This window comes from Actinomadura decatromicini (assembly GCF_008121305.1).
Taxonomy (GTDB): Bacteria; Actinomycetota; Actinomycetes; order Streptosporangiales; family Streptosporangiaceae; genus Spirillospora; species Spirillospora syzygii.
Map to the genome: position 1 here is coordinate 145,398 of NZ_VSRQ01000011.1, position 26,575 is coordinate 171,972.

Consider the following 26,575-nt stretch of genomic DNA (forward strand, 5'->3'; position numbering starts at 1 on the left):
CGGACAAATCCGGGCGCACAATGGGGTGATGGAGCAGGTGGCCGGCGACCGGTTCCTGCGGTTGCTGATCGAGAACGGCGCCGACGCGGCGCTGCTGGAGTCGGCCGTCCGGGCCGCCCGCGGCCGGTCGGAGCTGGTCGCCGCGCTGCCCGAGGAGGAGACCAGGCGGCACACCCGCGCGCTGGTCCAGGGGGTGCTCGGCGCGCTGGCGGACGGCGGGCCCGGCCCGGACGTCCTCGCGGCGGCGGAGCGGCTCGGCTCGGACCGGGCCCGGCAGGGCGTCCCGGTCGCCGCGTTCCTGGACGGCTTCCAGGCGGGCCGCGCCCACCTCGTCCGGACGATCGTCGCCGAGGGGCGCCGCGCGGGCGTCCCGGACGGAGTCCTCCTCGACGGCGTCACCCGCATCGACGAGATCACCACGGCGCTCGTCCACCGGATGGTGCACGCGCACCGGGTCGCGGAGTTGGAGATGGCCCGGACGGTCCGTGAGGGGCGCGTGCAGATGCTGCGGCAGCTCCTGCACGGCGAGCCCGTCCCGGTCCGCGCGCCGCTGGACGCGTCGGCCGCGTACCGGTGCGTGGTGTCCGACGTCAGCGACCCGGCGGTGGCTGCGCGGCTGGAGGCCGAGCTCACCGCCGCGGGCACCGCGCTCTGCGGCCTGGTCGACGGGCGGTTCGCGGCCCTCGCCGCCCGCCTCCCCGACGCGCTCGGCGCGGACGGCGGCGGGGCGCTGCTCGTGGCCGCGCCGCCCGCCCGTCCCGCCGAGGTCGCGCCGCTGTACGAGCTGGCGCGGCGCGCGCTCCGGGCGGGCGCCGCCGCCGGGCTCACCGGCCCGCGCGACCTCACCGGCCTCGCGCTCCTCACCGTCACCGAGGCGGAGCCGGAGCTCGGCCGCCTGCTCGCGGACGCGCTGCTCGCGGGCCTCGACCCGGGCGACCCGTTCCACGTCGAGCTGGCCGCGACCGGGCTCGCCTACCTCGACCACGGCGGCCGGGTCGAGCCGACGGCGGCGGCGCTGCACGTCCACGCCAACACGGTCAAGTACCGGATCGGGCGGCTGCGGGAGCTGACCGGCCGCCCCCTGCCCGGCCCGGCGGGCGGGGCGGCGGTGGCGGAGGCCGCGACCCTGTGGTGGGCCCTGCGCCGGTGGCTGGCCGGGGCCGCGCCATGATCTATTGGCCGTCATCGAACGGCCGTGAGCCATCGGGGGGCGCCCCGTCCGGGGGCGTCCGCGAGCGAAGCGAAGGGGGACCGGTGACCGCACCGCGCATCGGCGCCGTGATCTGGCCCATGCAGTCCTGGCCGGAGGCGGGGGAGACGTGGCGGCGGGCCGAGGAGCTCGGCTTCCGCCACGCCTGGGTCTACGACCACATCGCCTGGCGGGGCACGACGCCCTGGTACGACGCCTACACGACCCTGGCCGCCGCGGCGGCGGTCACCTCCCGGATCCGCCTCGGCACGCTGGTGACCTCGCCGAACTTCCGGCACCCCGTCCCGGCCGCGCACGCGGTGAAGACGATCGACCACGTCTCCGGCGGGCGGCTGGACCTCGGGATCGGGGCGGGCGGGACGCGGCGCGCGTCAGACGCCGGGATCCTCGGCGGGGACGACTGGACCCCGCGCGAGCGCGCCGACCGCTTCGCCGACTGGGTCGGGCTGCTCGACCGGCTGCTGCGGCAGCCGGAGACGACGTTCGAGGGGACGCACTACACGGCGCGGGAGGTCGTCCAGGAGCCGGGGTGCGTGCAGCGGCCCCGCGTCCCGTTCGTGATCGCCGGGGACGGCCCGCGCGGCATGCGGCTCGCCGCCCGGCACGGCGCGGGCTGGGTGACCAGCCCGCACGGCGGCGGGCGGGAGGCGTGGGACACCGTCCGCGCCCGGATGGACGCCTTCGACGCCGCCTGCGAGGCGGAGGGCCGCGAGGTGGCCGAGCGCGTCCTGCTGACCGGGTTCAGCGAGGAGCCGTGGCTCGACTCGACCGCCGCGTTCGACGATCTCGCGGGACGCTACGCCGAACTCGGCGTCACCGAGATCGTGCTGCACTGGCCGCGCCCCGGGTCCGCGTTCGACGCCGACATGAAGGTGTTCGAGGCGGTCGCCGCCGAGCACGGCGAGCACACCCGGCGCCCCGGGCACACGGGGGGCCGCTGATGCCGTTCGTGCTGCTCGCCTTCGCGATCGCCTTCGAGGTCACGGCCACGCTCGCGATGCGCGGCTCGGACGGGTTCACCAGGCTGGGCCCGTCGCTGATCGTCGTGGTGGGGTACCTGACCTCGTTCGTGTTCATGGCGAAGGCGCTGACGTCGCTGAACGTCGGCCCGGTGTACGCGATCTGGTCCGCGCTCGGGACGATCGGCGCGTTCGTCGGCGGCGTCCTGCTGTACGACGAGCAGGTGAAGCCGCTGACGATCATCGGCGCGGCGATCATCGTGCTGGGCGTGATCGTGATGAACCTCGGCGGCGGCGTCCACCAGGGCTGACCGCGCCCGGACTCAGCCGAGGGGCTCGGCGAGGCTGGTGGTGCGCTGCTGTTCGAGCTGCCCGCCGATCAGCTCGGACGGCGTGCACCCCGACAGCGCGCGGAACTCGCGGTTGAGGTGCGCCTGGTCGTAGTAGCCGCAGGCGGCCGCGGCCTCGGCGAACCCGGCGCCGCCGGCGAGCCGCCCGACCGCGCGCTGGAACCGCAGCACCCGCGCCATCACCTTCGGCGGCAGCCCGGCCTGCTCCCGGAACCGGTCGGTCAGGTGCCTCCGGCTCCAGCCGACGTCGGCGGCGATCCGGGCGACCGGCACCGCCGGGTCGGCGTCCAGCATCCGCCACGCCCGGCCGACCTCCGGGTCGGGGGCGGGGCCGACCTCCAGGCGGCGGAGCAGGAACTCGTCGAGGACGTCGAACCGCGCGCCCCAGGACGGCGTGTCGCCGAGCCGCTCCACCAGCGTGCTCGCGGCGCGTCCGAGCAGGTCGGGCAGTTCGACCGCGGCGTTCGTCAGCCGCGCCATCGGCAGGCCGAGCAGGGTGTACGCGCCGAGCGGCGTCACGTCGAGCTGGATGCCGCGCTGCCCGCCGGGGCTGAGGTACATGCCGTGCCCGTCGTGCATCCCGGCGACGAACGACGTGTACGCGCGGTCGCGGACGCCCGGGTCGGGCACCGCCAGGTACAGCGGCGGCCCCAGGTTGATGATCATCACGGTGGTGCGGGTGGGCAGGGTCCGCATCCGCGTCGGGACGGCCTCGGTCTCCCGGTAGCCGTCGTAGGAGCGCAGGAACGGGCGCAGCGCCGGATGCGGGCGGCCCCGCGCGAGCAGCCACCCGCCCCGGTCGCTGACCTCGACGTTCCTGTCGCTCATACGCCCAGTCCTACCACGCGGGCAGGACAGTGCCGCACAGTCTGGGGGTTACTCGTAGACCTGGCCGCACACAGCGATGCGGGACAGGTCGTCCCAGGTCATGCTGGTGATCGTGCGGACGTAGGAGCGGGCGGGCGGCTCGCCGGGGCCGGTGGGCAGCGGGACGCGGGCGCCGTCCGCCGCGTCCCAGCCGCCGAGGCTGCCCGCGACCGCGCACTCCAGGTACGTCGCCGGGTCGAAGTTGTACCAGCGGGCCGGGGTGGCGCGGGCGCCGGAGCCGGGCGGGCGCGGGGCGTCCACGCCGAACCGGGCCTGCGGGCCCGGCGGGGCGGCGATGAAGTCCTCCAGGTCGGCGACCTGGGAGAGCAGGACGCGCTCCCAGTCGGCGTAGCCGTCCGGCTCGTCGCCGGGGAGGGAGAGGTCCTTGCCGCTCCACGCCGGGTCGAAGTCGGCGGGCGGGGTCGTGGACGCGGCGGCGAACATGGCCGCGACGTCGTCCGGCTCCAGCTTCGGCTGGTCGCTCAGCGGGGCGCTGACCTTCCACAGCGACCGCAGGAACGCCGACAGCGACCACGACGCGGCCCGCGCCTCCTGGCCGAGTTGCAGGAACACGAGGTACAGGTCGCGGTTGGTGCGGACGGCGGGCCCGGGCGGCCCCTCCACCCAGTACGTCTGCTTGTGCCGGGGGCCGCTCTCGATGACCAGGACCTGGGCGAGCGCGGAGATCCGTGAATCGTGCGTGGACATGTGGACCTTGTTGCCGTTGTCGTCCTGGCGAATGACGTCCCAGGTCTGCATCCGGCTCCTCCACGGTCGGCAGTGCGGTCCACGGCCCCCCGCCCAGAAAGTGTCCCATTCCAACGGCCGCTCACCAGTAGTGGCCATGTCACTTTCCGGCCTCGAACTCGTGACCCTCTGTACAGGGCCTTTATGATCATCTCCCGCCCGGCGCCTTGACGCGAGCCCGCGCGGGGAGATGATCGCCTCATGCGATCACGTATCCCGGCGGCGCTGGCGCTCACCCTCGCGCTCGCCGCGTCCGGCGGGGCCACGGCCGCCGCCGCGCCCCGGCCCCCGGCGTCCCCTCCGGGCCCGTCTGCTCCCGGGTTAGCCGACCCGCACGCGTGCCCGGGGCAGCCCGGGTTCACCTGCTCGTTCCTGACCGTCCCGCTCGACCACCGCCGTCCCGGCGGCGCGGACACCCTCCGCCTCCAGGTGGCGACGGCCGACAACGCGGACGCGCCGAAGGGCGTCCTGCTGTTCCTGACCGGCGGCCCTGGGCAGCCGGGCGTCCCGTTCATCGGCCGGATCTCCGGGCGGATGCCCGAGGTGGCGAAGCGGTACCGGCTCGTCATGATCGACCAGCGCGGGACGGGCGCGTCCGGCGCCGTCGACTGCCCGAAGCTCCAGGCCCAGGTGGACGGCAGCGACATCAAGCCGCCCGCGCGGGACGCCGTGGCGGAGTGCGCCGGGATCCTCGGGAACCGGCGGCACTACTTCACGACCGAGCAGACCGTCGGCGACCTCGACCTGCTGCGGAAGGCGCTCGGCGTCCGGGCGATGACCGTCGACGGCGTCTCCTACGGCACCATGACCGGCGCCTCGTACGCCGCCCGGCATCCCCGGAACGTGAGCAGGCTCGTCCTCGACTCGGTGCTGCCGCACGTCGACCCGCAGCGCGACGACATGCTGTACCTGACGGGGCTGCGTGCCACCGCGCGCGTCCTGCGGGACGCCTGCGCCACCGCGCCCGCGTGCGGCTTCGACCCGGCGGACGACCTCGCCTGGCTCGCCCGCCACCGCACCGACGCCGTCCTCGTCTGGGACGCGCTGGTCACCTACGAGTTCTTCGACCCGACCTACCGGAACCCGGACGCGCTGCCGGACGGCGCGGGCGACATCGTCGCGGCGATCCACCAGGCGCGGCACGGGGACCCGGCGCGGCTCGACCGGCTGCTGCGGCTTCTCGACTCCACCGGCGGCGACGTCGCCGAGTACAGCTCGGGCCTGCACATCGCCACGATCTGCGGCGACGGGCACTTCCCCTGGGGGACGTCGGAGACGCGGCCGTCCGTGCGCGCGGCGGCGCTGGAGCGCGTCCGGCGGCACCTGCCCGCCCGCGCCACCTGGCCGTTCACCGCGGACACGGCGGTCGGCGGCGGGTTCGTCCAGGGGTGCCTGCACTGGCCGTGGGCGCGGCACACCGCCGAGCCGCGGCACGCGAGGCTGTCCGTCCCGGTGCTGCTGCTGAACGGCGACCGCGACCTGTCGACGCCGCTCGAATGGGCGCGGGAGGAACTCGGCCGCGCGCCGCTCGGCAGGCTCGTCGTCGTGAAGGGCGCCGCGCACTCGATCCAGAACCGCGAACGCGGCACGGCGGGACGCGAGGCCGTCGCCAAGTTCCTCCTGGGATGACCCCGTGCCACGTCAGCTCTTCGGCTTCACCAGGCAGACCAGCTTGTCGACGCGGTGCTCGTCCCGGAACCCGGCCTCGCGCAGCAGCGCGCGGCCCCGGTGGTCGCGGCGGTACGCGCACGCCACGTCCACGCCGGTGCGGTCGAGCGCCGCGCGGACCTCGGCCGCGTCCGGCTTCGGGCCCCACCGGCGGCGGACGGCCTCGGTCAGCAGCCGCCGGTCCTCGATGAACCGCGGCGGGACCGGCAGCATGCCCAGGTAGTGGTCGTTCGGGTCGACCGCGTGCGTGCGGGTGGTGAGCAGCGGCACCACCCGCATGTACGTGGACGGCATCAGCACGAGGCCGCCGTCGCCCGCGAGCGCGATCGCGCGCCGCGCGGGGCCGACCGTCCCCTCCGGCACCTTCCAGGACGGGCGCGACTCCACGACGGAACGGCTCTCCTCCGACCACAGCGGCGTCCCGCCGACGATCAGCGCGGTCGCGAGCGCCGCCGCCGGGACGCCCGCCGCGAGGACGCGCGCGGACCCCGGCACCCCGGCGGGCACGGCGGCCCCGGGCAGCCGCACCGACGCGAGCAGGCCGACCAGCGCGGGCGCGGGGACGAGCCACATCGTCCGCCACAGCACCTGCCCGGCGCCGGACGCGTCCGCCGCCGCCTCCAGCAGCCCCGGGACGATCAGCACCGACAGGCCCGCCGCCGTCCCGGCGCAGACCAGCGCGGGGACGCCGCGCCGGGCCGTCCACGGCGACAGCCACAGCGCGCACCCGCCGAGCACCCCGAGCGTGGCCTCCAGCAGGACCCAGCGGTAGCTGTCGGGGGCGTCGTGGACCGCCCCGACGACCGTCGTCTCGCCGTGCAGGAACTTCACCGCGAGCCCGGATCCGACCGGGTACGCCAGCGCGACGCAGGCGGCGAGGCCGGTCCGGACGCGCCCGGAGGCGACGAGCGGGACGGCCGCCGCGAGCACCACCAGCGGGGTGATGAACGCGGCCGAGGAGGTGAGCCCGACCGCCGCGATCCCGGCGGCGGCGAGGAGCGCGAGGTCGCCGCGGGACCGCCGCTCGGCCCACCGGGTCAGGTAGCAGAACGTCAGCGGGATCAGCGCGGACACCAGCACGCCCTTGCCCTGCCACATGCGCAGCAGGTGGAACGACCCGAGCGACGCGGCGCTCGTCCCGCTCCAGAGCAGGTAGACGGCGCCGATCGCGAAGCAGAGGGTGGCGCGGCGCGGCGCCCACGTCCGGACGAGCCGCCACAGCGCCCACACCGCGCCGAACGTCACGGCGGGCAGCAGCACGTACCACACGAACGACGAGGCGGGGACGCCGAGCAGCCGCGCGAGCGCCCCGGCGAGCACCTCGATCGACGCGACCGGCGGCTCGCCCGCGATCTCGTCCGCCGTGCCGGGGGTGAAGATGACGTCCCGGAGCGGGATCTCGCCGGTCGCGGCGGCGGCCACCGAGCGGGAGACGAAGTAGGCGTCGTCGCCGTCGGTGTTCACGATGAACAGGGACGCGATGGCGAACCCGGCGCCGGTGAGGAGCGCGAGCGGCGTCCCCCAGCGGGTCTCGTCGGCCTCCGGCCCGGCGGACTCCGGCTCGTCGGACTCCGGCTCGTCAGGGCCGTCCGCGTCGCCGGGGTCCGGCACCCCGGGGCGGCGGAGGAGCAGGTAGGCGGCGGACGCGGCGGCGCTGACGAGCCCGGTCGTCCACGCGCACCACCACGGGACGCCGGACGGGTGCAGGCCCGCGCACGTCCCCGCCGCGATCCCCGCCGCCACGGCTACCGCGGCGAGGACGCGCGGGGGAGGGACGAGCCGGGAGCGCCACGCGCGGGGACGGTCCGGCCGGTCCGGCCACAGGACGGCGGCCCACCAGCCGCGCCGCGTGCCGTACACCGCCGCGACGGCGGCCGCGCCCACCGCCCATATGAGGAGCAGCACCGACGTGGACGGCTTGAACACCAGTCCGAGGTGGTAGACGACGGTCCACGCGGCGAACAGCAGCACCGCCGCGTCGACGGCCCCGTCCACGAACCGTGTGGTCCGCGTGTCCCCGGCCCGGCCGGGCCCGCTCCTGCCCGTGGTGCGCTCCAGCAACTGGATCACCTGGTCCCCCTGCGCATGACTGTGCCCGCGGTGTACGAACACCGCATTTATGTGCGCGCTGCCGACAACTCTGCCCGGCGGGGGTGACCGAGAGTGCTCGGACGGCGATTTGCCCTTATTGATCTTGTTATCTGTACGACGCCGGGACCGCGTCCCGAGTTGACATCCTCCCGCCACCTAAGGAGTGGCGTGGCACGGGCCCCCGTTACCGGACGATCGTCGATCGTCCGCGATCGCAACGGATTTGCTGCGGTTTGCCCGATGTGCATGTTCTGATTGAGGCGCCACGGAACCACGCGCCCCCGCGCGGCGGGCGCGCTCGATGGGATGTGATGCGCGGTGCGCCATGCGATCGGCTTCGTCCTCGGCGTCCTGCTGACCCCCGGGATCCTGTACGGCGCGGCCTGGGGCTACGTCCAGGCGGGGCAGTCCTTCGACGGCACCGGGCAGGAGATCACCGACCGCACCCGGATCTACGGGGCGTTCGCCCTGCTGGCGGCCGTCGGCCTGGTGATGGGCGTGATCATCGTCGCGCGCTGGGCGTCGCCGCTGGTGTCGCTCGTCCCGGCGCTGGCCCTGCTCGGCCTCAGCGCCTGGTTCCTGATCGACCCGGACAGCGCGCTCGACCTGCCGGGCAGGGTCCCGCCGTCCGGCGACATGGACTTCGGGCTCCGCATGCTGCTCGGCTCCGGCGTGTACGGGATGATGGGGCTCGCGCTGCTCATGCCGGCGTGGGCGCCCCGCCGCTGGGGCTCGGGACACGGCGAGGACGCCGCCGACATGGACTTCTACTCGGCGGCCAGCCGCTGACGGCGAGCCGCCGGGCAGGCGGTGACCGCCGGCTACTTCGCGCCGGTCGCGAACCGCGTCGTGTAGGTCCGGGACAGGTCGATCTCGTCCTTCTTCTCGCCCACCTCGGGGGAGAACTGCGCCAGCACGTTCAGGACGTTCTGCGCCGCCTCCGGCTTCATCACGCCGTCCCCGTTGAACATGCTGATCGAGTCGCCGACCGCCTTCTCGTACAGCTTCGGGTCGCCGCCCGCGTAGTCCGCGGGCATCTTCGCCGCGATCTCGGCCGGCTTGTGCTGCTTGATCCAACGCAGCGTCCTCACGAAGGCGTTGGCGAGCTTCTGCACCACCGCCCCGTGGGACTCCACGTAGGCGCAGTCCATGTAGAGGGAGCTGGACGGGTACAGCCCGCCGAGCGCCTTCCGCGTCCCCTCCTCGGTGCGCATCTCGACCAGGACCTTGGCCTTGCCGGTGCCGACCAGCTTCGCGATCGTCGGGTCGGTCGTCATCCCGGCGTCGATGCCGCCGTTGTCCATGGTGGAGATGAACGTCTGGCCCGCGCCCGCCTTGACCGTCGTGTAGTCCGACGTCTTCACGCCGTTCCGCACGGCGAGCGCCCGCGTCAGGAAGTCGGTGGACGATCCCGGGCTCGTGACGCCGAGCTTCCTCCCCTTGAACGCGGCGGGCGACGTCAGCGAACCCGCCTTCTTCGCGGAGACCATCTCGGCCTCGCCGGGGACGTCCGCCATCTGCACGACGCTCTGCACGCACTTGCCCTTGGTCTGGAGGTGGATGGCGTGGTCGTAGAACCCGACGACGCCCTGCACGTCCCCGGAGATGAGGACGTTCTCCGCCTGCGCCCCTGCGGGCTCGGTGAGCAACTGGACGTCGAGCCCCTGCTCCTTGAAGTATCCGAGCCGCTCGGTGAGCTTGGCGGGCAGGTAGATGACCTTGTCGATCCCGCCGACCATGATCTTGACGCGCCCGGACGTCCCACCGCCCCCGCCGCCCGACCGGGAGTCCCGGCAGGACGCGAGCGGCGGCGCCAGGGCGGTGACGGCGGCGAGCGCGGCGGCCCCCGCCCGGACGGAGGTTCTCGGCATGGCTCTGTTCGGCATCGAGGGTGCTCCTTCGGTGACGGGCGTCAGATCTGGACGTCGTGGCCGGCCGCCGCGGGGCGCCAGCGCAGCAGCCGCCCCTCCAGCAGCGTGAGCAGCCATTCGGCGAGCAGCGCCAGCACCGTGATGATGATCATCCCGGCGTAGATCCCGGCCGCGTCGAAGGTGCCCTGGGAGTGGTTGATGAGCAGGCCGAGGCCCTTGTCGGCGCCGGTGTACTCGCCGACGATCGCGCCGATGATCGCGAACCCGAACGCCGAGTGCAGCGAGGCGAGGATCCAGGACGTGGCGGACGGCACGACGATCGTCCAGAGGACCTGGAACCGTCCCGCGCCGAGGATCCGCGCGTTGTTCACGAGGTTCCGGTCCACCTCGCGGGCGCCCTGGAAGGCGTTGAAGAACACCGCGAAGAACACCAGCACGAACGCCGTCGCGATCTTGGACTGCATGCCGAGCCCGAACCAGATGATGAACAGCGACGCCAGGATGATGCGCGGGATCGCGTTGACGGCCTTGATGAACGGGGCGCACACGTCCGACAGGAAGCGGCCGCGGCCGAGCGCGACGCCGAGCACGACGCCGCCCGCCGCGCCGAGCGCGAACCCGGCGACCGCCTCCTGGAGGGTGTAGGAGATCTGCTCCCAGATCGAGCCCTGCGAGGTGCCGTCGGTGAACCACCCGGCCAGCCGGTCCCAGATCTTGGACGGCATCGAGTAGTAGAACGGGTCGATCCAGTGCCGGGCGGACACCTCCCATGACACGAGCCACGCCGCGACCAGCGCGGCCCGCACGCCATGCACGCCGAGCGTCCGGCGCAGCGCGCTGTCACGCCGCATCTCCGGCCCCCCTCTCGCGGGTGATCTGGACCTCGTCGCGCAGCGAGTCCCACACCTCGCGGTAGACGTCGAGGAACTCGCCGGTCAGCCGGATCTCCTCGGCGTCCCGCGGCCGGTCGAGCGGCACCGCGAACACGCTCTTGACCGTCGCGGGCCCGGCCGTCATGACCACGACCCGGTCGGCGAGGACGAGCGCCTCCTCCAGGTCGTGCGTGACGAACACGACGGCCGCGCCGGACCCGGACCACAGGCGGAGCAGCTCGTCCTGCATGAGGCCGCGGGTCTGGACGTCGAGCGCGGAGAACGGCTCGTCCATGAGCATCACGGACGGCTCGTTGACGAGCGTCTGCGCGAGCGCCACGCGTTTGCGCATGCCGCCCGACAACTGGTGCGGGTAGTAGCCCTCGAACCCGGTGAGGCCGACCCGCGCGACCCAGCCGCGGGCGCGCTCGCGGGCGTCGCGCCGGGACGCGCCCCGGTAGCGGGGACCGGCGGCCACGTTGTCCAGGACGGTCCGCCACGGCATCACGGCGTCGTTCTGGAACATGTAGCCGACGCCGTCGGGGATGCCGTCCACCTCGCGGCCGTGGACGAGGACCCGCCCCTCGGACGCGGGCTCCAGCCCGGAGACGAGGGACAGCGTCGTCGACTTGCCGCACCCGGTGGGCCCGACCAGGCCGACGAACTCGCCGGGGCCGACGCTCAGGCGCAGGTCCCGGACGGCGGTGCGGACGCCGCCCGCCGACCGGAAGCGCTTGGTGGCGCCGTCCAGCTCGATGACGGGCCCGGCGCCCGGCTCGGCGGGCGGCGGCTGGGAGGGAGGTCGCTTGGTCACGGCGGCACCGTACGAACGCGGCCCGGACGGCCGGAACCCTTGCCCGCGATGTGCTCGCAAGCCGCGAATCCCCACGTTGCGCGCGTTCTCCGGACTTCTGCGCGTTCTGCTCACCGGGGTCTGGGCGGCCGGGTCGCCATGGTCTACGGTGGCTCGTCATGGCGGTCCGGCCCCGCATCCCGTTCGCCCGGCAAGTCCTGATCATGCAGGTGGGCGTGGTCGTCGTGGTGGCCTGCCTCGGCTACGGGCTGGTCGCGTGGATGCTCGACGGGCGGCTCCGCGACCAGTACGGCCAGCGGGCGCTGACCGTCGCGCGCTCGGTGGCCGCCGATCCCGCCGTCGCCGACGCGGTCGCGGCGGGCGATCCGGAGGGCGTCGTCCAGCCGCGCGCCGAACGGGTCCGCGCCCGCACCGGGGCGCTGTTCGTGGTGGTGACCGACGACCGGGGCATCCGGCTCTCGCACCCGAACCCCGACCGGCTCGGACGGCGGGTGAGCACCGACCCGTCCGACGCGCTCGCCGGCCGGGAGGTCGTCCGGGTGGAGCGCGGCACGCTCGGGCTGTCCGCGCGCGGCAAGGTCCCGCTCTACGGGCGGGACGGCCGGATCCTCGGCGAGGTCAGCGTCGGGTTCGACGCCCGCGCCGTCGACGCCGAGCTCGGCCGCGTGCTGCGCGAGATGACGGTGTTCGTCGCCGGGGCCGTGCTGCTCGGCGTGCTGGCGTCGGTCGCGATCGGCCGCAGGCTGAAGCGGCAGACGCTCGGCCTCGAACCGTACGAGCTGGTCGAGCTCGTCCACGAGCGGGAGGCGGTGCTGCACGGCGTCGGGGAGGGCGTCGTCGCCGTCGACACGCGCGGGCGGACGGCGGTGTGCAACGACGAGGCGTCCCGGCTGCTCGGCGTCGCGCCGGAGCGCGGCGCGCCCGCGGGCGACCTCGCCCCGGCGGGGACGCTCCGGGACGTCCTGACCGGCGCGCGGGAGGCGTCCAACCTGTTCGTCACCGCGGGCGAGCGGGTCCTCGTGGTGAACCGGCGCGAGGTCCGCCGGGACCGCCGCGACCTCGGCGCGGTCGTCACCCTGCGCGACCGCACCGACCTGGAGACGCTCGCCCGCGAGCTGGACTCGGTCAGGATCCTGTTCGACGCGCTCCGCGCGCAGCGGCACGAGTACGCCAACCGGCTGCACACCCTGTCCGGGCTGCTCCAGCTCGGGCACGGCGAGGAGGCCGCCGAGTACATCGGCACTCTGATGGAGGACGCGTCGCGTCGCGCGCCCGCCCCGGAGAACCTCCCCGACCCGGTGTCCGACCCGTACCTGCGCGCGTTCCTGTCCGCGAAGGCGGCGGTCGCGGCGGAGAAGGGCGTCCGGCTGGACGTCGGCGCGGGCAGCTACGTCCCCGGCCGCGTCGCCGACCCGCTGGACGTGACGACCGTCGTCGGCAACCTCGTCGACAACGCCGTGGAGGCCGCGCGGCTCGGCCGCCGCCGTCCCGCCCTGGTCGAGGTCGAGCTGCTCGGCGACGGCCGCGACCTGCACGTCACCGTCGCCGACTCCGGCGACGGCCTCCCCGATGGCCTGCGCGACGCCGCGTTCGACGACGGCGTCTCGACCCGCGACTCCGCCCCCGGACTGTCCCGCGGCCTCGGGCTCGGCATCGCCCGCCGCACCGCCCGCGCCCGCGGCGGCGACGTCGCCTTCGTCGACGCGGACCGCCCGGGCGCCAGCGGCGCGGTGGCGGTGGCCCGGCTGCCGGACGTCCTCGGCGCGGAGGCGGCCCGGTGACCGGAGCGAAGCGAGGATCTTCGCGCCCCCGCCCCGGGGTTCTGGGGGGCGTCCGCCAGACGGGCGGGGCCCTGTGATCGAGGTGCTGGTGGTGGACGACGACTTTCGCGTCGCGCAGGTGCACGCCGGGTTCGTCGCGGCGCTGCGCGGCTTCGCCGTCGCGGGGCTCGCGCACACCGCCGCGCGGGCCAGGGCGATGGCCGCCGAGCTGCGGCCCGCGCTCGTCCTGCTGGACGTCTACCTGCCGGACGAGTCCGGCCTCGCCCTGCTGCCCGACCTCGACGCGGACGTGATCATGGCGACGGCGGCGGCCGACCCGGGCGCCGTCCGGGCCGCGCTGCGGGGCGGCGCGCTGCACTACCTGATCAAGCCGTTCACCGCCGCCGCGCTGGGCGAGCGGCTCGCCGCCTACGCCCGCTACCGGGACGCGCTGACCGGTGAATCCGAGCTGTCCCAGGCCGCGCTGGACGGCGCCGTCCGGGCCCTGTACGCGCCGCTGCGCGGCCAGCCGCCCCCGCCGAAGGGCCAGTCGCCGGTGACGGCCCGGCTCGTCGGGGACGCGCTGCGGCGCGCGGACGCGCCCCGCTCCGCCGCCGAGATCGCCGACCAGGTCGGCGTGTCGCGCGCCACCGCGCAGCGCTACCTCGCCGCGCTCGCCCAGGCGGGGCGCGTCGTGGTGACGCTCCGCTACGGCGCGACGGGACGTCCCGAGCACCAGTACTCGTGGTCGCCCCGGTAGAGCCCGGCGAGCACGTCCTCGATGCCGGGTTCGCGCAGCGAGAAGTCGCGGACGTCGTGGCCGCGCGCCAGCTCCGCCACGACCGCCGCCGCGTTCGCCGAGCGCGGCAGCCGCAGCCACTGCCGGGGGCCCTCGACCCGGACGTTCTCGATGCCGTCCAGGGTGATCGGCGCGGCCGGGCTGGCGAGCTCGACGACCAGCAGCCGGTCGGCGGACACGGTGCGGCGCAGCTCGTCCAGGCCGCCGTCGTAGGCGAGCCGGCCGCGGTCGATGATCATGACCCGGCGGCAGAGCCGCTCGATGTCGCCGAGGTCGTGCGTGGTCAGCAGGATCGTCGTGCCGCGCTCGGCGTTGACGCGGGCCAGGAAGTCGCGGACGGTCGCCTTGCTGACCACGTCGAGGCCGATCGTCGGCTCGTCCAGGACGAGCAGCTCCGGGTCGTGCAGCAGCGCGGCGGCGAGGTCGCCGCGCATCCGCTGGCCGAGGCTGAGCTGCCGGACCGGCGTGTCGAGGAACGGCTCCAGCTCCAGCAGCGCGGTCAGCTCGGCGAGCCGCGCCCGGTGCGCGCCCGACTCGACCCGGTACAGCCGCCGGACGAGCGTCAGGCTGTCGCGCAGCGGCAGGTCCCACCACAGCGTGGTGCGCTGCCCGAACACCACGCCGATCCGGCGGGCGAGGGACGTCCGCCGCCGGGACGGGTCGAGCCCGCACACCCGCAGCGTCCCGGCCGTCGCGGTGAGGATCCCGGTCAGCATCTTGATCGTGGTCGACTTCCCGGCCCCGTTCGGGCCGAGGTACCCGACGAACTCGCCCGGCTCGACGGCGAACGACACGCCGTCCACCGCGCGGAGCGGCGTGCGTGCCCGCCGCAGGAGGCCGGACCGCGTCCGGACGGTGAACGCCTTGACCACGTCCACGGCCTCGATCATCGCCACCGGCATCAGCTCCCCGTCGATCGGTAGTGCCGCAGCCCCGCCCGCCACGCCAGCGCCGCCGCCGCGCACAGCACGGCGGCGACCAGCGGGGACGCGAACCGCGCCGCGTCCGGCAGCCCGAGCGGGTCGGGCCGGTCCAGGACGTACAGGGCGGGCTGCCAGTTCACGAACGCGAGCGGCACGACGAACGTGACCCCGCGGACGAGGTCGCGCCCGAACACCGTCATCGGGTACTGGCTGAGGAACGCCCCGCCGTAGGTCAGCGACTTCGCGGCCCCGTGGAACTCCAGCAGGACGAACTGCACCGCGGCCGTCAGCACCCAGAACCCGGCGAAGATCGCCGTCCCGGACGCCACCATGACGGGGATCATCGCGACGCGGCCCGGCGTCCACGCCACGTCCACCCGGGTCAGGGCGAACGCCAGCACCAGGACCGCCGGGACGAGCTTGCCGATCCGGCGCGGCGAGAACTCCTCCGTCGCGAGCTGGACGAGCGGGCTCACCGGCCGCACCAGGATCGCGTCGAGGGACCCCTCCCGGACGTGGAACCCGAGCCGCTCCGTCGTGCCGAGGGCGACGTCGGAGATCCCGAACGACAGCGCGGACGTCCCGTACAGGAACAGGACCTCCGAGGCGTCGAACCCGCCGATCCGCGGCGCGCGGGAGAACAGCAGCGCGATGGCGGCGGCGTCCAGCCCGGTGACGACGGCGGTGGCGAGGCTGAGCAGCACCATCGACACCGGGTACTGGGCGGCGGCGCGGACCCACGTCCAGACGAGCAGCCCGTACATGCGCAGGGCGTCGACGAGGGCGCGGGGCACCGAGGCGGCGCCCTGCGCATGGACCGGCTCAGCCACCGTGCACCACCAGCTTCCGCCGCGCCGCCCGCGTCGCGAGCGCGCCCGCGCCGAGCAGCGCCGCCGCCCACCCGGCCTGGAAGCCGAGCGCCCCGGCGAGGCCGAGGCCGGTGTGGCGGCCGAGGAACACATCCGCCGGGACCTGGATCTGCGCCGCCCACGGCAGCGACCGCGCGACCGTGCCGAGCGCGCCGGGGAACACGACGAGCGGCAGGATCATCCCCGAGAAGAACAGCGACATGACCAGCGTGACGGCGTTCAGGCCCCGGTCGTCGTGCAGCCAGAACATGCCCATCGCCACGAGGTAGCGCATCCCGAAGCCGACCGCGACGGCGAGCGGCACGGCGACCGCGAACGCGGCGAGGTTCAGCGCCCCCGGCCAGCGGAACGGGAAGAACAGCGACCCGGCGACCAGCGGCGGGCCCGCGCGCAGCAGCAGCGACGCGGACGCGCGGCCGAGGTCCTCGGCGAGCCACCAGCCCTGCATGCCGACGGGGCGGTACAGGTCGATGGCCACGTCGCCGTTGCGGATGCGCTCGGCGAGGTCGAGGCCGCCGAAGATCTGCACGGGCCCGATCAGCGCCTGGGTGATGAAGCAGAAGGTGACCGCGTCGGCGACGGCGTACCCGCCGAGCGACGGGCGCACCTCCCACAGCGCGATCAACACGTACGCGCGCATGAACCCGAAGACGGTGTTGGTGCCCGCCTCGGTGAGGGAGCCCAGGGGATACGAGGAGTGACGGCGTAAGCCGTACCACCACACCCAGGGAAGGACGCCCACTTGCCGGGACCCTAAAGAACGGGGCCGTGATCCACCAGGTAATTTCACACATACGCGACACCGTCCCGCCGCGGCGCGCGATTCCCCGGCATGGAAACGGGCCCCGGACGGTGTCCGGGACCCGATTCACTGTCGTGCTAGTCGTCGGCCGCTAGGAGATCGCGGGCTTGATGGGGGAGTACAGCCAGTCCTTGAAGAACCCGCTGAGGTCCTGCCCGGAGACCTTCTGGGCCAGCGCCGTGAACTGCGCCGTCTCGGCGTTGCCGTACTTGTGCTGCGCGTACCAGGTGCGCAGGAGGTTGAGGAACTTCTCGTCCCCGATCCGCTCGCGCAGGAACTGCAGCGCCATGGCGCCGCCGCTGTAGACGCGGTCGTTGAACATGGTGTCGCGCTGCGGGTCGGCGGTCAGCACCGACCAGTACGGGCGGCCCGCCGCGTCCGGGAAGGGCCGGGCGGCGTAGGTGGCGCGGGCCGCGTCGGCGGCGGACCGGCCGCCGTGGGTCTCGGTCCAGTACCAGGCGGCCCAGCTCGCGAAGCTCTCGTTCAGCCAGACGTCCTTCCACTGCCGCGGCGAGACGGCGTCGCCGAACCACTGGTGCGCCAGCTCGTGGACGATCGTCCCGGTGCTGCGCACCGCGGAGTACACCGGCTTGCTCTGCGTCTCCAGGGAGAAGCCGAGCGGCTGCCCGTTGAAGCGGGCGTCGTCGGCGATCGCCCCGGTGCTCGCGAAGGCGTACTTGCCGAACGTCTTCGACCAGGTGTCGGTGACGTCGCTGGTGGTGTTGTAGAAGAAGTCCACGGCGTCCGGCTGGTTGGCGAGCAGGACGGGGTCGACGGCGGTGTAGTTGGGCACGCCGCCCGGCGTGCGGCCGCTCTTCACGTCCCACTTGCCGATGTCGATGGTGGTGAGGTAGCTCGCCATGGGGCTGTCCTCGTGCCACCGGAAGACCTCGGCGCCGATCTTCGCGGAGCGGCGGCTGAACGCGGCGGTCGCGGCGCGATGCTCGGACAGCCGTCCGTTGGCCACGGCCGTCAGGCCCTTCGGGACCGTCAGGGTGTAGTCGTAGGTCGCCTTGTCGCTCGGGTGGTCGTTGACCGGGAACCACGTGCTCGCGCCGTTGGGCTCGCCGCCGACGAACGCGCCGTCCGGCGTGTGCAGGAACCCGTACGGGGAGCCGAACACGATGGGGGAGCCGACGATGGTCTGAGGCACGCCGCCGTACTTCACGACGGTCGTGAACGTCGAGCCCTTCTTCAGGCCCTTGCGCGGCGTGATGATCAGTTCCTGGCCGCGGCGCGTGTGGTCGGCGCGGCGGTGGTTGACCGAGACGCTCTCGACGTCCATCCCGGAGAGGTCCAGGTCGAACCGCGACAGGTTCTGCGTCGCCCGCGCGGTGATGGTCACCGTGCCGTCGAGCTGGTCGTAGTCCGGGTCGTACTGGAGGTCGAGCGAGTAGTGCCGGGTGTCGTAGCCGCCGTTGCCCTCCAGCGGGAAATAGGGGTCGCCGACACCGGCGGCGCCAGGGGTGAAGCGCCCGTTGTCCCCGTGCCCTGCGGCGGACGCGGGGACCGCGAGCGCGACGACGCTCACGGCGGCGACGGCGAGTGGCAGCATCCGGCCGGGGGTCGCCCGGGACCGAATGAACCGAGGGTGACGCGCCATCTCGGAGATCCTCTCCCTTGAAAGATCACTAGCGCGCTCACGATGCGCCCGCGCGTCTCATGCTGTCGAGATCACGGCCGGATGTGGCCGAAACCCGGAATCCGGCCGTGCTCGGGCGGCGGTACGGCGACGCCAGAAGGCCCCCGCGGGTGTAGGAACGCGGAGGCCTTCTGCGTCGGGACGAGCCGGGGGAGGTCGCTCGGCGGAGCGGGACCGTCCCTGACGGCTCAGGGAACTCGTGGATCAGTGGTACCGGTGGAGCTGGAACCGGCGGATCAGTGGAACTGGCCCTCCTCGGTGGAGCCCTTCAGCGCCGTGGTGGACGAGTCCGGGCTGATCGCGGTGCTGACCAGGTCGAAGTAGCCGGTGCCGGCCTCGCGCTGGTGCTTGACCGCGGTGAAGCCCTTCTCGGCCGCCGCGAACTCGCGCTCCTGCAGGTCGACGTAGGCGGTCATGCCCTCGCGGGCGTAGCCGTGGGCCAGGTCGAACATGCCGTAGTTGAGCGCGTGGAACCCGGCCAGCGTGATGAACTGGAACTTGTAGCCCATGTGGCCGAGCTCGCGCTGGAACTTCGCGATGGTCGCGTCGTCCAGGTGCGCCTTCCAGTTGAAGGACGGCGAGCAGTTGTAGGCGAGCATCTGGTCCGGGTACTCGGCCTTGACCGCCTCGGCGAACCTGCGGGCCTGCTCCAGGTCCGGGGTGCCGGTCTCCATCCAGATGAGGTCGGAGTAGGGCGCGTACGCCTTGGCGCGGGCGATGCAGGGCTCGATGCCGTTCTGGACGCGGTAGAAGCCCTCCGCGGTGCGCTCGCCGGTGGTGAACTCGCGGTCGCGCTCGTCGACGTCCGTCGTGATCAGGGTCGCGGCCTCGGCGTCGGTCCGCGCGATGATCAGGGACGGCACGCCGGCGACGTCGGCGGCGAGGCGGGCGGTGTTCAGCGTCTTGACGTGCTGCGAGGTCGGGATGAGGACCTTGCCGCCGAGGTGGCCGCACTTCTTCTCGGACGCGAGCTGGTCCTCCCAGTGCACGCCCGCGGCGCCCGCGGCGATCATGCCCTTCATCAGCTCGAAGGCGTTCAGCACGCCGCCGAACCCGGCCTCGGCGTCGGCCACGATGGGGGCGAGGAAGTGCGTGTCGCCCTCGCCCTCGGCCCACTGCACCTGGTCGGCGCGCAGCAGCGCGTTGTTGATGCGGCGGACCACGGCCGGGACCGAGTTCGCCGGGTAGATGCTCTGGTCGGGATAGGTCTGGCCCGCGAGGTTGGCGTCCGCCGCGACCTGCCAGCCGGAGAGGTAGATGGCCTTGAGCCCGGCCTTCACCTGCTGGACGGCCTGGAGTCCGGTGAGCGCGCCGAGCGCGTGGACGTAGTCCTCCTCGTGCAGCAGCGTCCAGAGCCGCTCGGCGCCGAGGCGCGCGAGCGTGTGCTCCTCCTGGACGGACCCGCGGATCCGCACGACGTCCTCCGCCGTGTAGGTCCGCTCGATGCCCTTCCAGCGGGAGTCTGCCTCCCATTGCCGCCGCAGCTCGTCGGCTGCGCCCTTGAGGCGACTGTCAGTCATGGTGTTGCCCTTCCGTGTCGTCCCCTGGGTGCTTGGCCTTGACTATGCCCCGGATGCGACCCCCTGATGAACCGGCGAGTAACAGAAGAACTGCGAAATTTCCGCTACCATGAAGCCGTGACGACCTTGCGGACAGAAGAACCCCTCAACTTGACGAGTGACGTAGATCTCGTCACCTTCGGGCAGCGGCTTCGCCACCTCCGGCGCGGCCGCGGGCTGACGCTGTCGGAGCTCGGCGAGCGGGTCGGGCGGGCGCCGTCCCAGCTCTCCCTGCTGGAGAACGGCCGCCGCGAGCCGAAGCTGTCGCTGCTGCAGGCCCTCGCCACCGCGCTGGAGTGCCCGATCGAGGAGCTGCTGCGCCGCCAGCCGCCGAGCCGCCGCGCCCAACTGGAGATCCAGTTGGAGGAGGCGCAGCGCGACCCGCTCTACCGCACGCTCGGCCTCTCCCACCTCAAGGTCGGCAAGCGGATGCCGAACGAGGTCATCGAGCACATCCTCGCCCTCTACGGCGAGCTGAAACGCAGCCGCACGAAGCCGACCGCGAGCCCCGAGGAGGCCCGCAAGGCCAACGCGGAGCTGCGCCGCCAGATGCACGAGCGCGGCAACCACTTCCCGGAGATCGAGCGGATCGCGTCCCAGACCCTCGACTCGGTCGGGTACCGGCGCGGCGCCGTCTCGCAGGGGCTGCTGATGACGCTGGTCGGGCACTTCGGGTTCAGCCTCCAGTACGTCCAGGACCTGCCGCGCTCCGTCCGGTCCGTGACGGATCTGCGCAACCGGCGCATCTACCTGGAGCGCGAGCAGCTCGGCATGCACACCCCGCGGACGATCCTGCTGCAGACCCTCGGGCACATCGCGCTCGACCACGACCAGCCCCGCGACTTCGCCGACTTCCTGCGGCAGCGCGTCGAGGCGAACTACTTCGGCGCCGCGATCCTGCTGCCGGAGCGGAGCGTCGTCCCGTACCTGGAGGAGGCGAAGGCCGCACGCGAGCTGTCCGTCGAGGACCTCGCGGACGTCTTCTCCGTTTCCTACGAGATGGCCGCGCACCGCTTCACCAACATGGCGACGCACCACCTCGGCCTGCAGCTCCACTTCACCAAGAACGACGAGAACGGCACCATCTACAAGGCGTACGCCAACGACGGCCTGAACTTCCCGCAGGACGAGGACGGCGCGATCGAGGGCCAGCGGATGTGCCGCGAATGGGCCGGGCGCCACGTCTTCGGCGCCGCCGACCGCTTCTCCGTCTACTACCAGTACACCGACACCCCGCAGGGGACGTACTGGTGCCTCTCCCACATCGACCCCAGCCACGAGCGCGACTTCGCGATCACCCTCGGCGTCCGGTTCGAGGACTCGCGCTGGTTCCGCGGCCGGGAGACGACCCGGCGGCGCCGGTCGTCCTGCCCGGACGGCGACTGCTGCCAGCGCCCCCCGAAGGAGCTGTCGGACCGCTGGGAGGGCATGGCCTGGCCGTCCGCCCGCGCGCACTCGCACGTGCTGTCCGTCCTGCCGCCGGGGGCGTTCCCGGGCGTGGACGAGTCGGACGTCTACGAGTTCCTCGACCGGCACGCCGCCGAGTGACCCGACCCGCCGGGCCGCCGCGCGGGGTTTCCGCCCGTGGGTGAATGATCTGGAAGTGTCCGGTGTTCCACTACATGGGGCCGCCGGGACATCCGGCCCGGACGCCCGCCCGGAAGCTCGCAGGGACGCTCGCACGGAGGGAGAGCGCGTGCTGCCTGAGGTCGCCGCATGGTCGGCCCGCCGCACCAGCACGGCGGAGGACTGGCCGCCGCGGCCGCTGCTCGCCGCCAAGGGCGACGCCCGAATCAGCGTCGTCCTGCCCGCGCGGGACGAGGAGGCCACGGTCGGCGCGATCGTCGCCGCGATCCGGACCGACCTGGTCGAGCGGATCCCGCTGGTGGACGAGATCGTCGTGGTCGACTCCCGCTCCGCCGACCGGACCGCCGCCGTGGCCGCCGCCGCGGGCGCCGACGTGGTCGCGCAGGACGCCGTCCTGCCCGGCCGGGGCCGCATGTCCGGCAAGGGCGAGGCGCTGTGGAAGTCGCTCGCCGCGACGTCCGGCGACCTCATCGTCTTCATCGACGCCGACCTGCGCGAGTTCAGCTCGTCCTACGTGACGGGGCTACTCGGGCCGCTGCTGACCGACCCGTCCGTCGGGTACGTCAAGGGCTGCTACGACCGTCCGCTGGTGGACGGCGAACGGCGCGTCGAGGGCGGCGGCGGGCGCGTCACCGAGCTCGTCGCCCGCCCCCTGATCAACCTGCACTGGCCGCGGCTCGCCGGGGTGATGCAGCCGCTCGGCGGCGAGTACGCCGGGCGCCGCACCCTGCTGGAGCGGCTCCCGTTCGTCACCGGCTACGGCGTCGAACTGGGCCTGCTCCTGGACGTCTACCAGGACTCCGGCCTCGACGCGATCGCCCAGGTCGACCTCGGCCGCCGCGTCCACGCGCACCAGTCGACGGAGGCGCTCGGCGCGATGTCCGGGCAGATCATGCTGACCGCCTGGTCGCGGCTGGAGCGGCACGGCCGGATGATGCCCCTGGAGGCCCCCGCCACGGCGCTCACCCGCTTCCGCCGGGGCCCGGACGGGTACGACGCCGCGACGACCGACGTCGCCGTGGGGGAGCGCCCGCCGATGATCGAGGTCCCGGAGTACGCCGCCGCGCGCTCGATCTCGCCCGGCCGCCGCTAGCGCCGCTGTGTCACCACCGGTGACCGAGATCGGTGCTACCGTTGGTAACACGGATATTGGAGGAAGGGTCGAATAGCCATGACGAGCGCCGAGCCGACGCCGCCGTTCTCGCTCGAGCCGAGCGAGGACGTCCGCGAGGTCAGGGACTGGGTCCACGAGTTCGCCAGGGACGTCATCCGCCCCGCCGCGCAGGAGTGGGACGAACGCGAGGAGACCCCCTGGCCGCTGATCCAGGAGGCGTCCAAGGTCGGCATCTACTCCCTCGACTTCTTCGCCACCCAGTGGCTGGAGCCGACCGGGCTCGGCATCCCCGTGGCGTTCGAGGAGCTGTTCTGGGGCGACGCGGGGATCGGGCTGTCCATCGTCGGGACCGGGCTCGCCGCCGCGTCCGTCGCCGCCGTCGGGACCGACGAGCAGATCGCCGAGTGGGTGCCGCAGATGTTCGGCACCCCCGACGACGTCCGCCTCGGCGCGTTCTGCGCCTCCGAGCCCGACGCGGGCAGCGACGTCGGCGCCATCCGCACCCGCGCCGTCTACGACGAGGCCAAGGACGAGTGGGTCCTGAACGGCGCCAAGACCTGGGCGACGAACGGGGGGATCGCGGCCGTCCACATCGTCGTCGCGTCCGTCCACCCCGACCTCGGGAGCCGCGGGCAGGCGAGCTTCATCGTCCCGCCGAACACGCCGGGCCTGCGGCAGGGCCAGAAGTTCAAGAAGCACGGGATCCGCGCGTCCCACACGGCCGAGGTCGTCCTGGACGACGTGCGCGTCCCCGGCGGCAACATCATCGGCGGCAAGGACAGGTTCGACGAGCGGATCGCGCGGGCCCGCGAGGGCAAGAGCTCCAAGGGCCAGGCCGCCCTGAAGACGTTCGAGACGACCCGCCCGTCCGTCGGCGCGATGGCCCTCGGCATCGGCCGCGCCGCCTACGACTACGCCCTCCAGTACGCCCGGGAGCGAGAGCAGTTCGGGCGCAAGATCGGCGACTTCCAGGCCGTCGCGTTCAAGCTGGCGGACATGAAGTGCCGCCTGGACGCCGCCCGCCTCATGGTCTGGCGCGCCGCCTGGATGGCCCGCACCGGCAAGGACTTCGCCAACGCCGAGGGCTCCATGGCCAAGCTCATGGCGAGCGAGATGGCCGTCAACGTGACCGAGGAGGCCATCCAGATCCTCGGCGGCAACGGCTACACCCGCGACTACCCGGTAGAACGCATGCACCGGGACGCCAAGATCTTCACCATCTTCGAGGGCACCTCAGAGATCCAACGCCTGGTCATCGGCCGCACCTTGACCGGCCTCCCCGTCCGATAACAGGTGGCCAGGGCGAATACCGGATCGGTCGGTCGATCATCCGGCGGCGTCACGGGCGCAGGGGCCTCCCTCTCGGGCATCCGGGGGTCGATCGGGAGCCGATCATGGACGGTTCTCAGGCTGCCCGCGCGGTGAGCAACTCGTCCAGAATCCGCCCCGGAGCCGCGGCGAGAGGGCGAGCCGCTCGTGGGTCAGCACGGCCGGGGTGCCGAGATCGTCCAGCCACACCCGGTGGGAGTGGCGGAGCTTGTGCGGGGTGCGTTCCCTAGTTCGGAAATCGTTGCAAAACCCTACGTCAGCGGACATGTGCGCATGGAACGCGTCGGATGGGGCACATGGTCGCCCGGACGCTGCGGAAGAGGGAGCGGAATATGGAACTGCTGCAACGTTTCCGGCGACGGCGAACGAGACAGCGGGCCGCGAAGCGGCCGGCACGAGCGCGGCACCGTGTGCCGACCTTCCGCGAGATGCACGCGAGGATGCGGACCGAGCGCGCCGAAGCCAGGCTCATGGCGACCGAGGCGAAGATTCATCATGAAGCGGAGCGGTACCGACGCGGCGGCCGCCCCATCCAATGAGGGATGCGCCCAAGTCGATCAAGAGGCGGGCCGGCCTTTCGGGCTTGTCGGCTAGGAAGCCGCGGATTTCAGGCATAAGGAGGAACCCATGGGTCTCTTCAAGAAGCTGAAGAACAGTACGCAACGTGCCAAGGGCCGCGCCAAGGAGAGGGCGGGCCGCGAGTCACGCGATCCATACTTGGAGGCCGAGGGCAGCAAGGATCGTGTCGCAGGCGGGGCCAAGCAGGTCGGCGAGAAGGCCAAGGACACGGCCCGAGAGATCCGGCGCACCAGCTAGCGGTGGCGTCCCGTCATGGGCGTCGGTGGGGAATTCTCTCGTCTGAGCGCTTCGGGTGGGACGGCTGTAGGGCCCGTCTCCGATCGTGATGGATGATCGGAGGCGGGCCCGGTGCTCAGTTGGGGCAGAAGTTGCTCTGGTAACCGTCGGCGCGGCGGCCTTCGCCGTCGAAGACCGTGACTGCGACGTAGGCGTTTCGACCGCGGCCGCACTTGCCGGAGATGAAGACGTAGTTCTCGTCGTAGTTGTTGACCCGGCGCGATGTCAGGGCGTCCGAGCTGACCTGCACGGTGTCGGGATCGGTGCCGCCCTCCCAGTACAGAACGCAGTCGAACGAGGCGTAGGGGATGCCATCGGGGTCGGGGCCGCCGAACGCGTCACACGCGAACGTGGTGATGGTCAAGGGCGGGGGCACGGGGCGTGAATCGGCGAACAGAAGCCGGACGTCGAGGCCGAGTTGGGTGGCGTTGATGGGTTGGTAGGTAGTGGTGAACCCGACGCCGGTGCAGGTGGTGGAGACCGTGTGGCCCTGTGCCTGACCGGTGCCCGGGGTGATGACCGGGCCGCCGGAGTCGCCGGGCAGGCTGCAGAAGCGCGCCGAGTTCAGGCCGAGGACCGTCACCTGGCCCAGGCTGCGGGTCCCGTCCGTGTACTCGACGAGGAGGTTCTCGTTGATGGCGACCACCGGGCCGCAGCGGAACCCGCTGGACCTGCCGAAGGAGCAGACCGTGTCACCCTGCCTGGCCGCCTGGGATCCCAGGACCGGGATGGTGCTGATGAACGACGACCGCACCGCCGGTAGCGCCCGCACGCCCGGATCGGAATTGAACCGCACGTAGGCCCGGTCGAACGTCCGGGTGCTCGGCGTAACCGGGGGAGGGAGTGGGAAGGACGACTTGACAGTGCGCCCGGCCCCGCCCCCACCGCCGATGACGGTGTCGAAGTCGACGAAGTTTCCCACCTCCACGCAGTGCCCCGCTGTGACGAAACCGGTCGAGCCGTCCGTCAGCGATCTGACTCCGAAGCCGGCGGTGCACAGGTTCTTGGACAGCAGGTTGATGTATCCGTCACCGGCGACCACGTCGGCGGTCGCCTTCTGCGGGCCCTGGCTCTGCTCGAAGGTCACTAGGCCGGCGGGCACTCCGGCGGCGGTGACCCATTTGGCTGCGGCGCTCTGCCGACCGGGCGCGGTCAAGACCACCAGGCGGTTGCGGCGCGGGTCAACGTGCCATCCATGCACGGCTTTGTCGGGATGCTTGCCGGCGTGGGCTTGCAGCGTGAGTCGCGCCATTTCCAGTTCGGCGAGGCGGTGGGTCACCACGGCGGGTGTGGCGCCGGCGGCGCGGACGGCGGGGGCGGCGCGCTGGTCGGAGACCGCGATCATCAGCGCCGAGCCGTCCTCGTTCAGCCAGGATCCGGCGAAATGCCGGCCCGCGGCACGGCGGGCCCGCCCTTCGACGGCCGCTGCGGCGTGCTGGCGGCCGAGCCGGGTGATCGCCTCAGCGCGGGTCAGGTGCATGTCCCGCTGCATCGCCTCGATCATCTTCGGCGACGACCGCGCCGTTTCCTCGCCCACTCCGGGCGTCGGCGCCAGCAAGACCGGACCCGACCCTGCGACAGGGTTTGGACCGGCGGCTGCGGCACGGGGCGGCGCCCCGGCGGCGACCAGCGCGACGAGCAGCATGCATCCCGCCGTGAGCACGGCGAACAACGGCGAACGGGCCAACGATCTTCGCATCGGGCACCTCGGCAATCGAGCGACATACAGAACATCCGGTATTCGCCGCTCAACTCCGCTCGGATGAAAGCCCGTCGGCCCGCCGCCGGAGATCGACGTAGTCCGGTCCCAGTTCTGGGCTCACGAGCGTGCTGTGTCCCCAGGAATCACGCTCACCCGCCAACCGAAGCGCTCAGCCACAGGTCTTC

General features: G+C 73.1%; 23 protein-coding genes. 11 read left to right on the forward strand and 12 right to left on the reverse strand.

Annotated elements, in window-relative coordinates:
* Nucleotides 1-28 precede the first annotated feature (28 nt).
* The 3 genes from FXF68_RS38200 (at nt 29) to FXF68_RS38210 (ending at nt 2,480) form a co-directional block, all read left to right on the forward strand.
* Nucleotides 29-1,171 (forward strand): PucR family transcriptional regulator, encoded by a 1,143-nt coding sequence (locus FXF68_RS38200; RefSeq protein WP_148767700.1) that lies wholly within the window; start codon nt 29-31, stop codon nt 1,169-1,171.
* An 83-nt stretch (nt 1,172-1,254) separates the two neighbouring features.
* Nucleotides 1,255-2,151 (forward strand): LLM class flavin-dependent oxidoreductase, encoded by an 897-nt coding sequence (locus FXF68_RS38205; RefSeq protein ID WP_222870287.1) that lies wholly within the window; start codon nt 1,255-1,257, stop codon nt 2,149-2,151.
* Entirely contained in the window at nt 2,151-2,480 is a 330-nt protein-coding gene (locus tag FXF68_RS38210) for a DMT family transporter (RefSeq protein WP_148767702.1), read from the forward strand. The genes FXF68_RS38205 and FXF68_RS38210 overlap by 1 nt, the downstream gene beginning before the upstream one ends.
* 12 nt (nt 2,481-2,492) lie before the next feature.
* Here the strand turns inward: FXF68_RS38210 and FXF68_RS38215 are convergent, their stop codons facing one another.
* Nucleotides 2,493-3,347, reverse strand: coding sequence for a helix-turn-helix domain-containing protein (locus FXF68_RS38215; protein ID WP_148767703.1), 855 nt, complete (start codon nt 3,345-3,347; stop codon nt 2,493-2,495).
* 48 nt (nt 3,348-3,395) lie between these two features.
* On the reverse strand, nt 3,396-4,145 hold the full coding sequence (locus FXF68_RS38220; protein WP_148767704.1) for a hypothetical protein: 750 nt from the start codon (nt 4,143-4,145) through the stop codon (nt 3,396-3,398).
* Nucleotides 4,146-4,334: 189 nt separating this feature from the next.
* Between FXF68_RS38220 and FXF68_RS38225 the strand changes: the two genes are divergently transcribed.
* A complete protein-coding gene (locus FXF68_RS38225) occupies nt 4,335-5,762 on the forward strand; it encodes an alpha/beta fold hydrolase (RefSeq protein WP_148767705.1) in 1,428 nt (475 codons plus the stop codon).
* 12 nt (nt 5,763-5,774) lie between these two features.
* Here the strand turns inward: FXF68_RS38225 and FXF68_RS38230 are convergent, their stop codons facing one another.
* A complete protein-coding gene (locus FXF68_RS38230) occupies nt 5,775-7,871 on the reverse strand; it encodes a DUF6077 domain-containing protein (protein ID WP_148767706.1) in 2,097 nt (698 codons plus the stop codon).
* A 339-nt stretch (nt 7,872-8,210) separates the two neighbouring features.
* On the opposite strand from FXF68_RS38230, the gene FXF68_RS38235 reads away from it, so the two are divergent.
* Entirely contained in the window at nt 8,211-8,681 is a 471-nt protein-coding gene (locus tag FXF68_RS38235) for a hypothetical protein (protein ID WP_148767707.1), read from the forward strand.
* Nucleotides 8,682-8,713: 32 nt separating this feature from the next.
* Here FXF68_RS38235 and FXF68_RS38240 read toward each other — a convergent pair whose 3' ends face one another.
* Genes FXF68_RS38240 through FXF68_RS38250 form a run of 3 tightly spaced genes read right to left on the reverse strand, consistent with a single transcriptional unit; the run spans nt 8,714 to nt 11,449 of the window.
* Nucleotides 8,714-9,778, reverse strand: a complete 1,065-nt coding sequence (locus FXF68_RS38240; protein WP_222870288.1) for an ABC transporter substrate-binding protein — start codon at nt 9,776-9,778, stop codon at nt 8,714-8,716.
* 26 nt (nt 9,779-9,804) lie between these two features.
* Nucleotides 9,805-10,614, reverse strand: a complete 810-nt coding sequence (locus tag FXF68_RS38245) for an ABC transporter permease (RefSeq protein ID WP_148767708.1) — start codon at nt 10,612-10,614, stop codon at nt 9,805-9,807.
* Nucleotides 10,604-11,449: an ABC transporter ATP-binding protein gene (locus FXF68_RS38250; protein WP_222870289.1), complete on the reverse strand. Its 846-nt coding sequence runs from the start codon at nt 11,447-11,449 to the stop codon at nt 10,604-10,606. Before FXF68_RS38250 ends, FXF68_RS38245 begins: the two co-directional genes overlap by 11 nt.
* Before the next feature lie 158 nt (nt 11,450-11,607).
* Here FXF68_RS38250 and FXF68_RS38255 point away from each other — a divergent pair, with 158 nt between their 5' ends.
* Nucleotides 11,608-13,230 carry a sensor histidine kinase gene (locus FXF68_RS38255; protein ID WP_222870290.1) on the forward strand — a complete coding sequence of 541 codons (1,623 nt, stop codon included), beginning with the start codon at nt 11,608-11,610 and terminating at the stop codon, nt 13,228-13,230.
* 73 nt (nt 13,231-13,303) lie between these two features.
* A complete protein-coding gene (locus FXF68_RS38260) occupies nt 13,304-13,969 on the forward strand; it encodes a response regulator (RefSeq protein WP_148767709.1) in 666 nt (221 codons plus the stop codon).
* On the opposite strand, the gene FXF68_RS38265 is transcribed toward FXF68_RS38260, so the two are convergent.
* The 5 genes from FXF68_RS38265 to aceA form a co-directional block, all read right to left on the reverse strand.
* A complete protein-coding gene (locus tag FXF68_RS38265) occupies nt 13,918-14,898 on the reverse strand; it encodes an ABC transporter ATP-binding protein (RefSeq protein WP_148767808.1) in 981 nt (326 codons plus the stop codon). The genes FXF68_RS38260 and FXF68_RS38265 overlap by 52 nt on opposite strands.
* Nucleotides 14,899-14,909: 11 nt before the next feature.
* Nucleotides 14,910-15,695, reverse strand: a complete 786-nt coding sequence (locus FXF68_RS38270; RefSeq protein WP_148767809.1) for an ABC transporter permease — start codon at nt 15,693-15,695, stop codon at nt 14,910-14,912.
* A gap of 58 nt (nt 15,696-15,753) precedes the next feature.
* Nucleotides 15,754-16,542, reverse strand: a complete 789-nt coding sequence (locus FXF68_RS38275) for an ABC transporter permease (RefSeq protein WP_148767710.1) — start codon at nt 16,540-16,542, stop codon at nt 15,754-15,756.
* Between the two features lie 151 nt (nt 16,543-16,693).
* Nucleotides 16,694-18,157: a M1 family metallopeptidase gene (locus FXF68_RS38280; RefSeq protein ID WP_148767711.1), complete on the reverse strand. Its 1,464-nt coding sequence runs from the start codon at nt 18,155-18,157 to the stop codon at nt 16,694-16,696.
* Nucleotides 18,158-18,480: 323 nt separating this feature from the next.
* Complete coding sequence (gene aceA, locus FXF68_RS38285) at nt 18,481-19,764, reverse strand: isocitrate lyase (protein ID WP_148767712.1); 1,284 nt, start codon at nt 19,762-19,764, stop codon at nt 18,481-18,483.
* A gap of 150 nt (nt 19,765-19,914) precedes the next feature.
* Between aceA and FXF68_RS38290 the strand changes: the two genes are divergently transcribed.
* The 4 genes from FXF68_RS38290 to FXF68_RS38310 all read left to right on the forward strand — a co-directional run bounded on the left by FXF68_RS38290 (nt 19,915) and on the right by FXF68_RS38310 (nt 24,649).
* Nucleotides 19,915-21,351, forward strand: a complete 1,437-nt coding sequence (locus FXF68_RS38290) for an XRE family transcriptional regulator (RefSeq protein ID WP_148767713.1) — start codon at nt 19,915-19,917, stop codon at nt 21,349-21,351.
* 148 nt (nt 21,352-21,499) lie between these two features.
* The gene (locus FXF68_RS38295; protein WP_148767714.1) at nt 21,500-22,483 is read left to right on the forward strand and encodes a glucosyl-3-phosphoglycerate synthase; all 984 of its coding nucleotides are present in this window, start codon (nt 21,500-21,502) and stop codon (nt 22,481-22,483) included.
* Between the two features lie 78 nt (nt 22,484-22,561).
* Complete coding sequence (locus FXF68_RS38300; protein WP_148767715.1) at nt 22,562-23,794, forward strand: acyl-CoA dehydrogenase family protein; 1,233 nt, start codon at nt 22,562-22,564, stop codon at nt 23,792-23,794.
* A 666-nt stretch (nt 23,795-24,460) separates the two neighbouring features.
* Nucleotides 24,461-24,649 carry a CsbD family protein gene (locus FXF68_RS38310; protein WP_148767717.1) on the forward strand — a complete coding sequence of 63 codons (189 nt, stop codon included), beginning with the start codon at nt 24,461-24,463 and terminating at the stop codon, nt 24,647-24,649.
* Between the two features lie 115 nt (nt 24,650-24,764).
* On the opposite strand, the gene FXF68_RS38315 is transcribed toward FXF68_RS38310, so the two are convergent.
* Nucleotides 24,765-26,333 (reverse strand): S1 family peptidase, encoded by a 1,569-nt coding sequence (locus FXF68_RS38315; RefSeq protein WP_187438323.1) that lies wholly within the window; start codon nt 26,331-26,333, stop codon nt 24,765-24,767.
* Between the last annotated feature and the right edge of the window lie 242 nt (nt 26,334-26,575).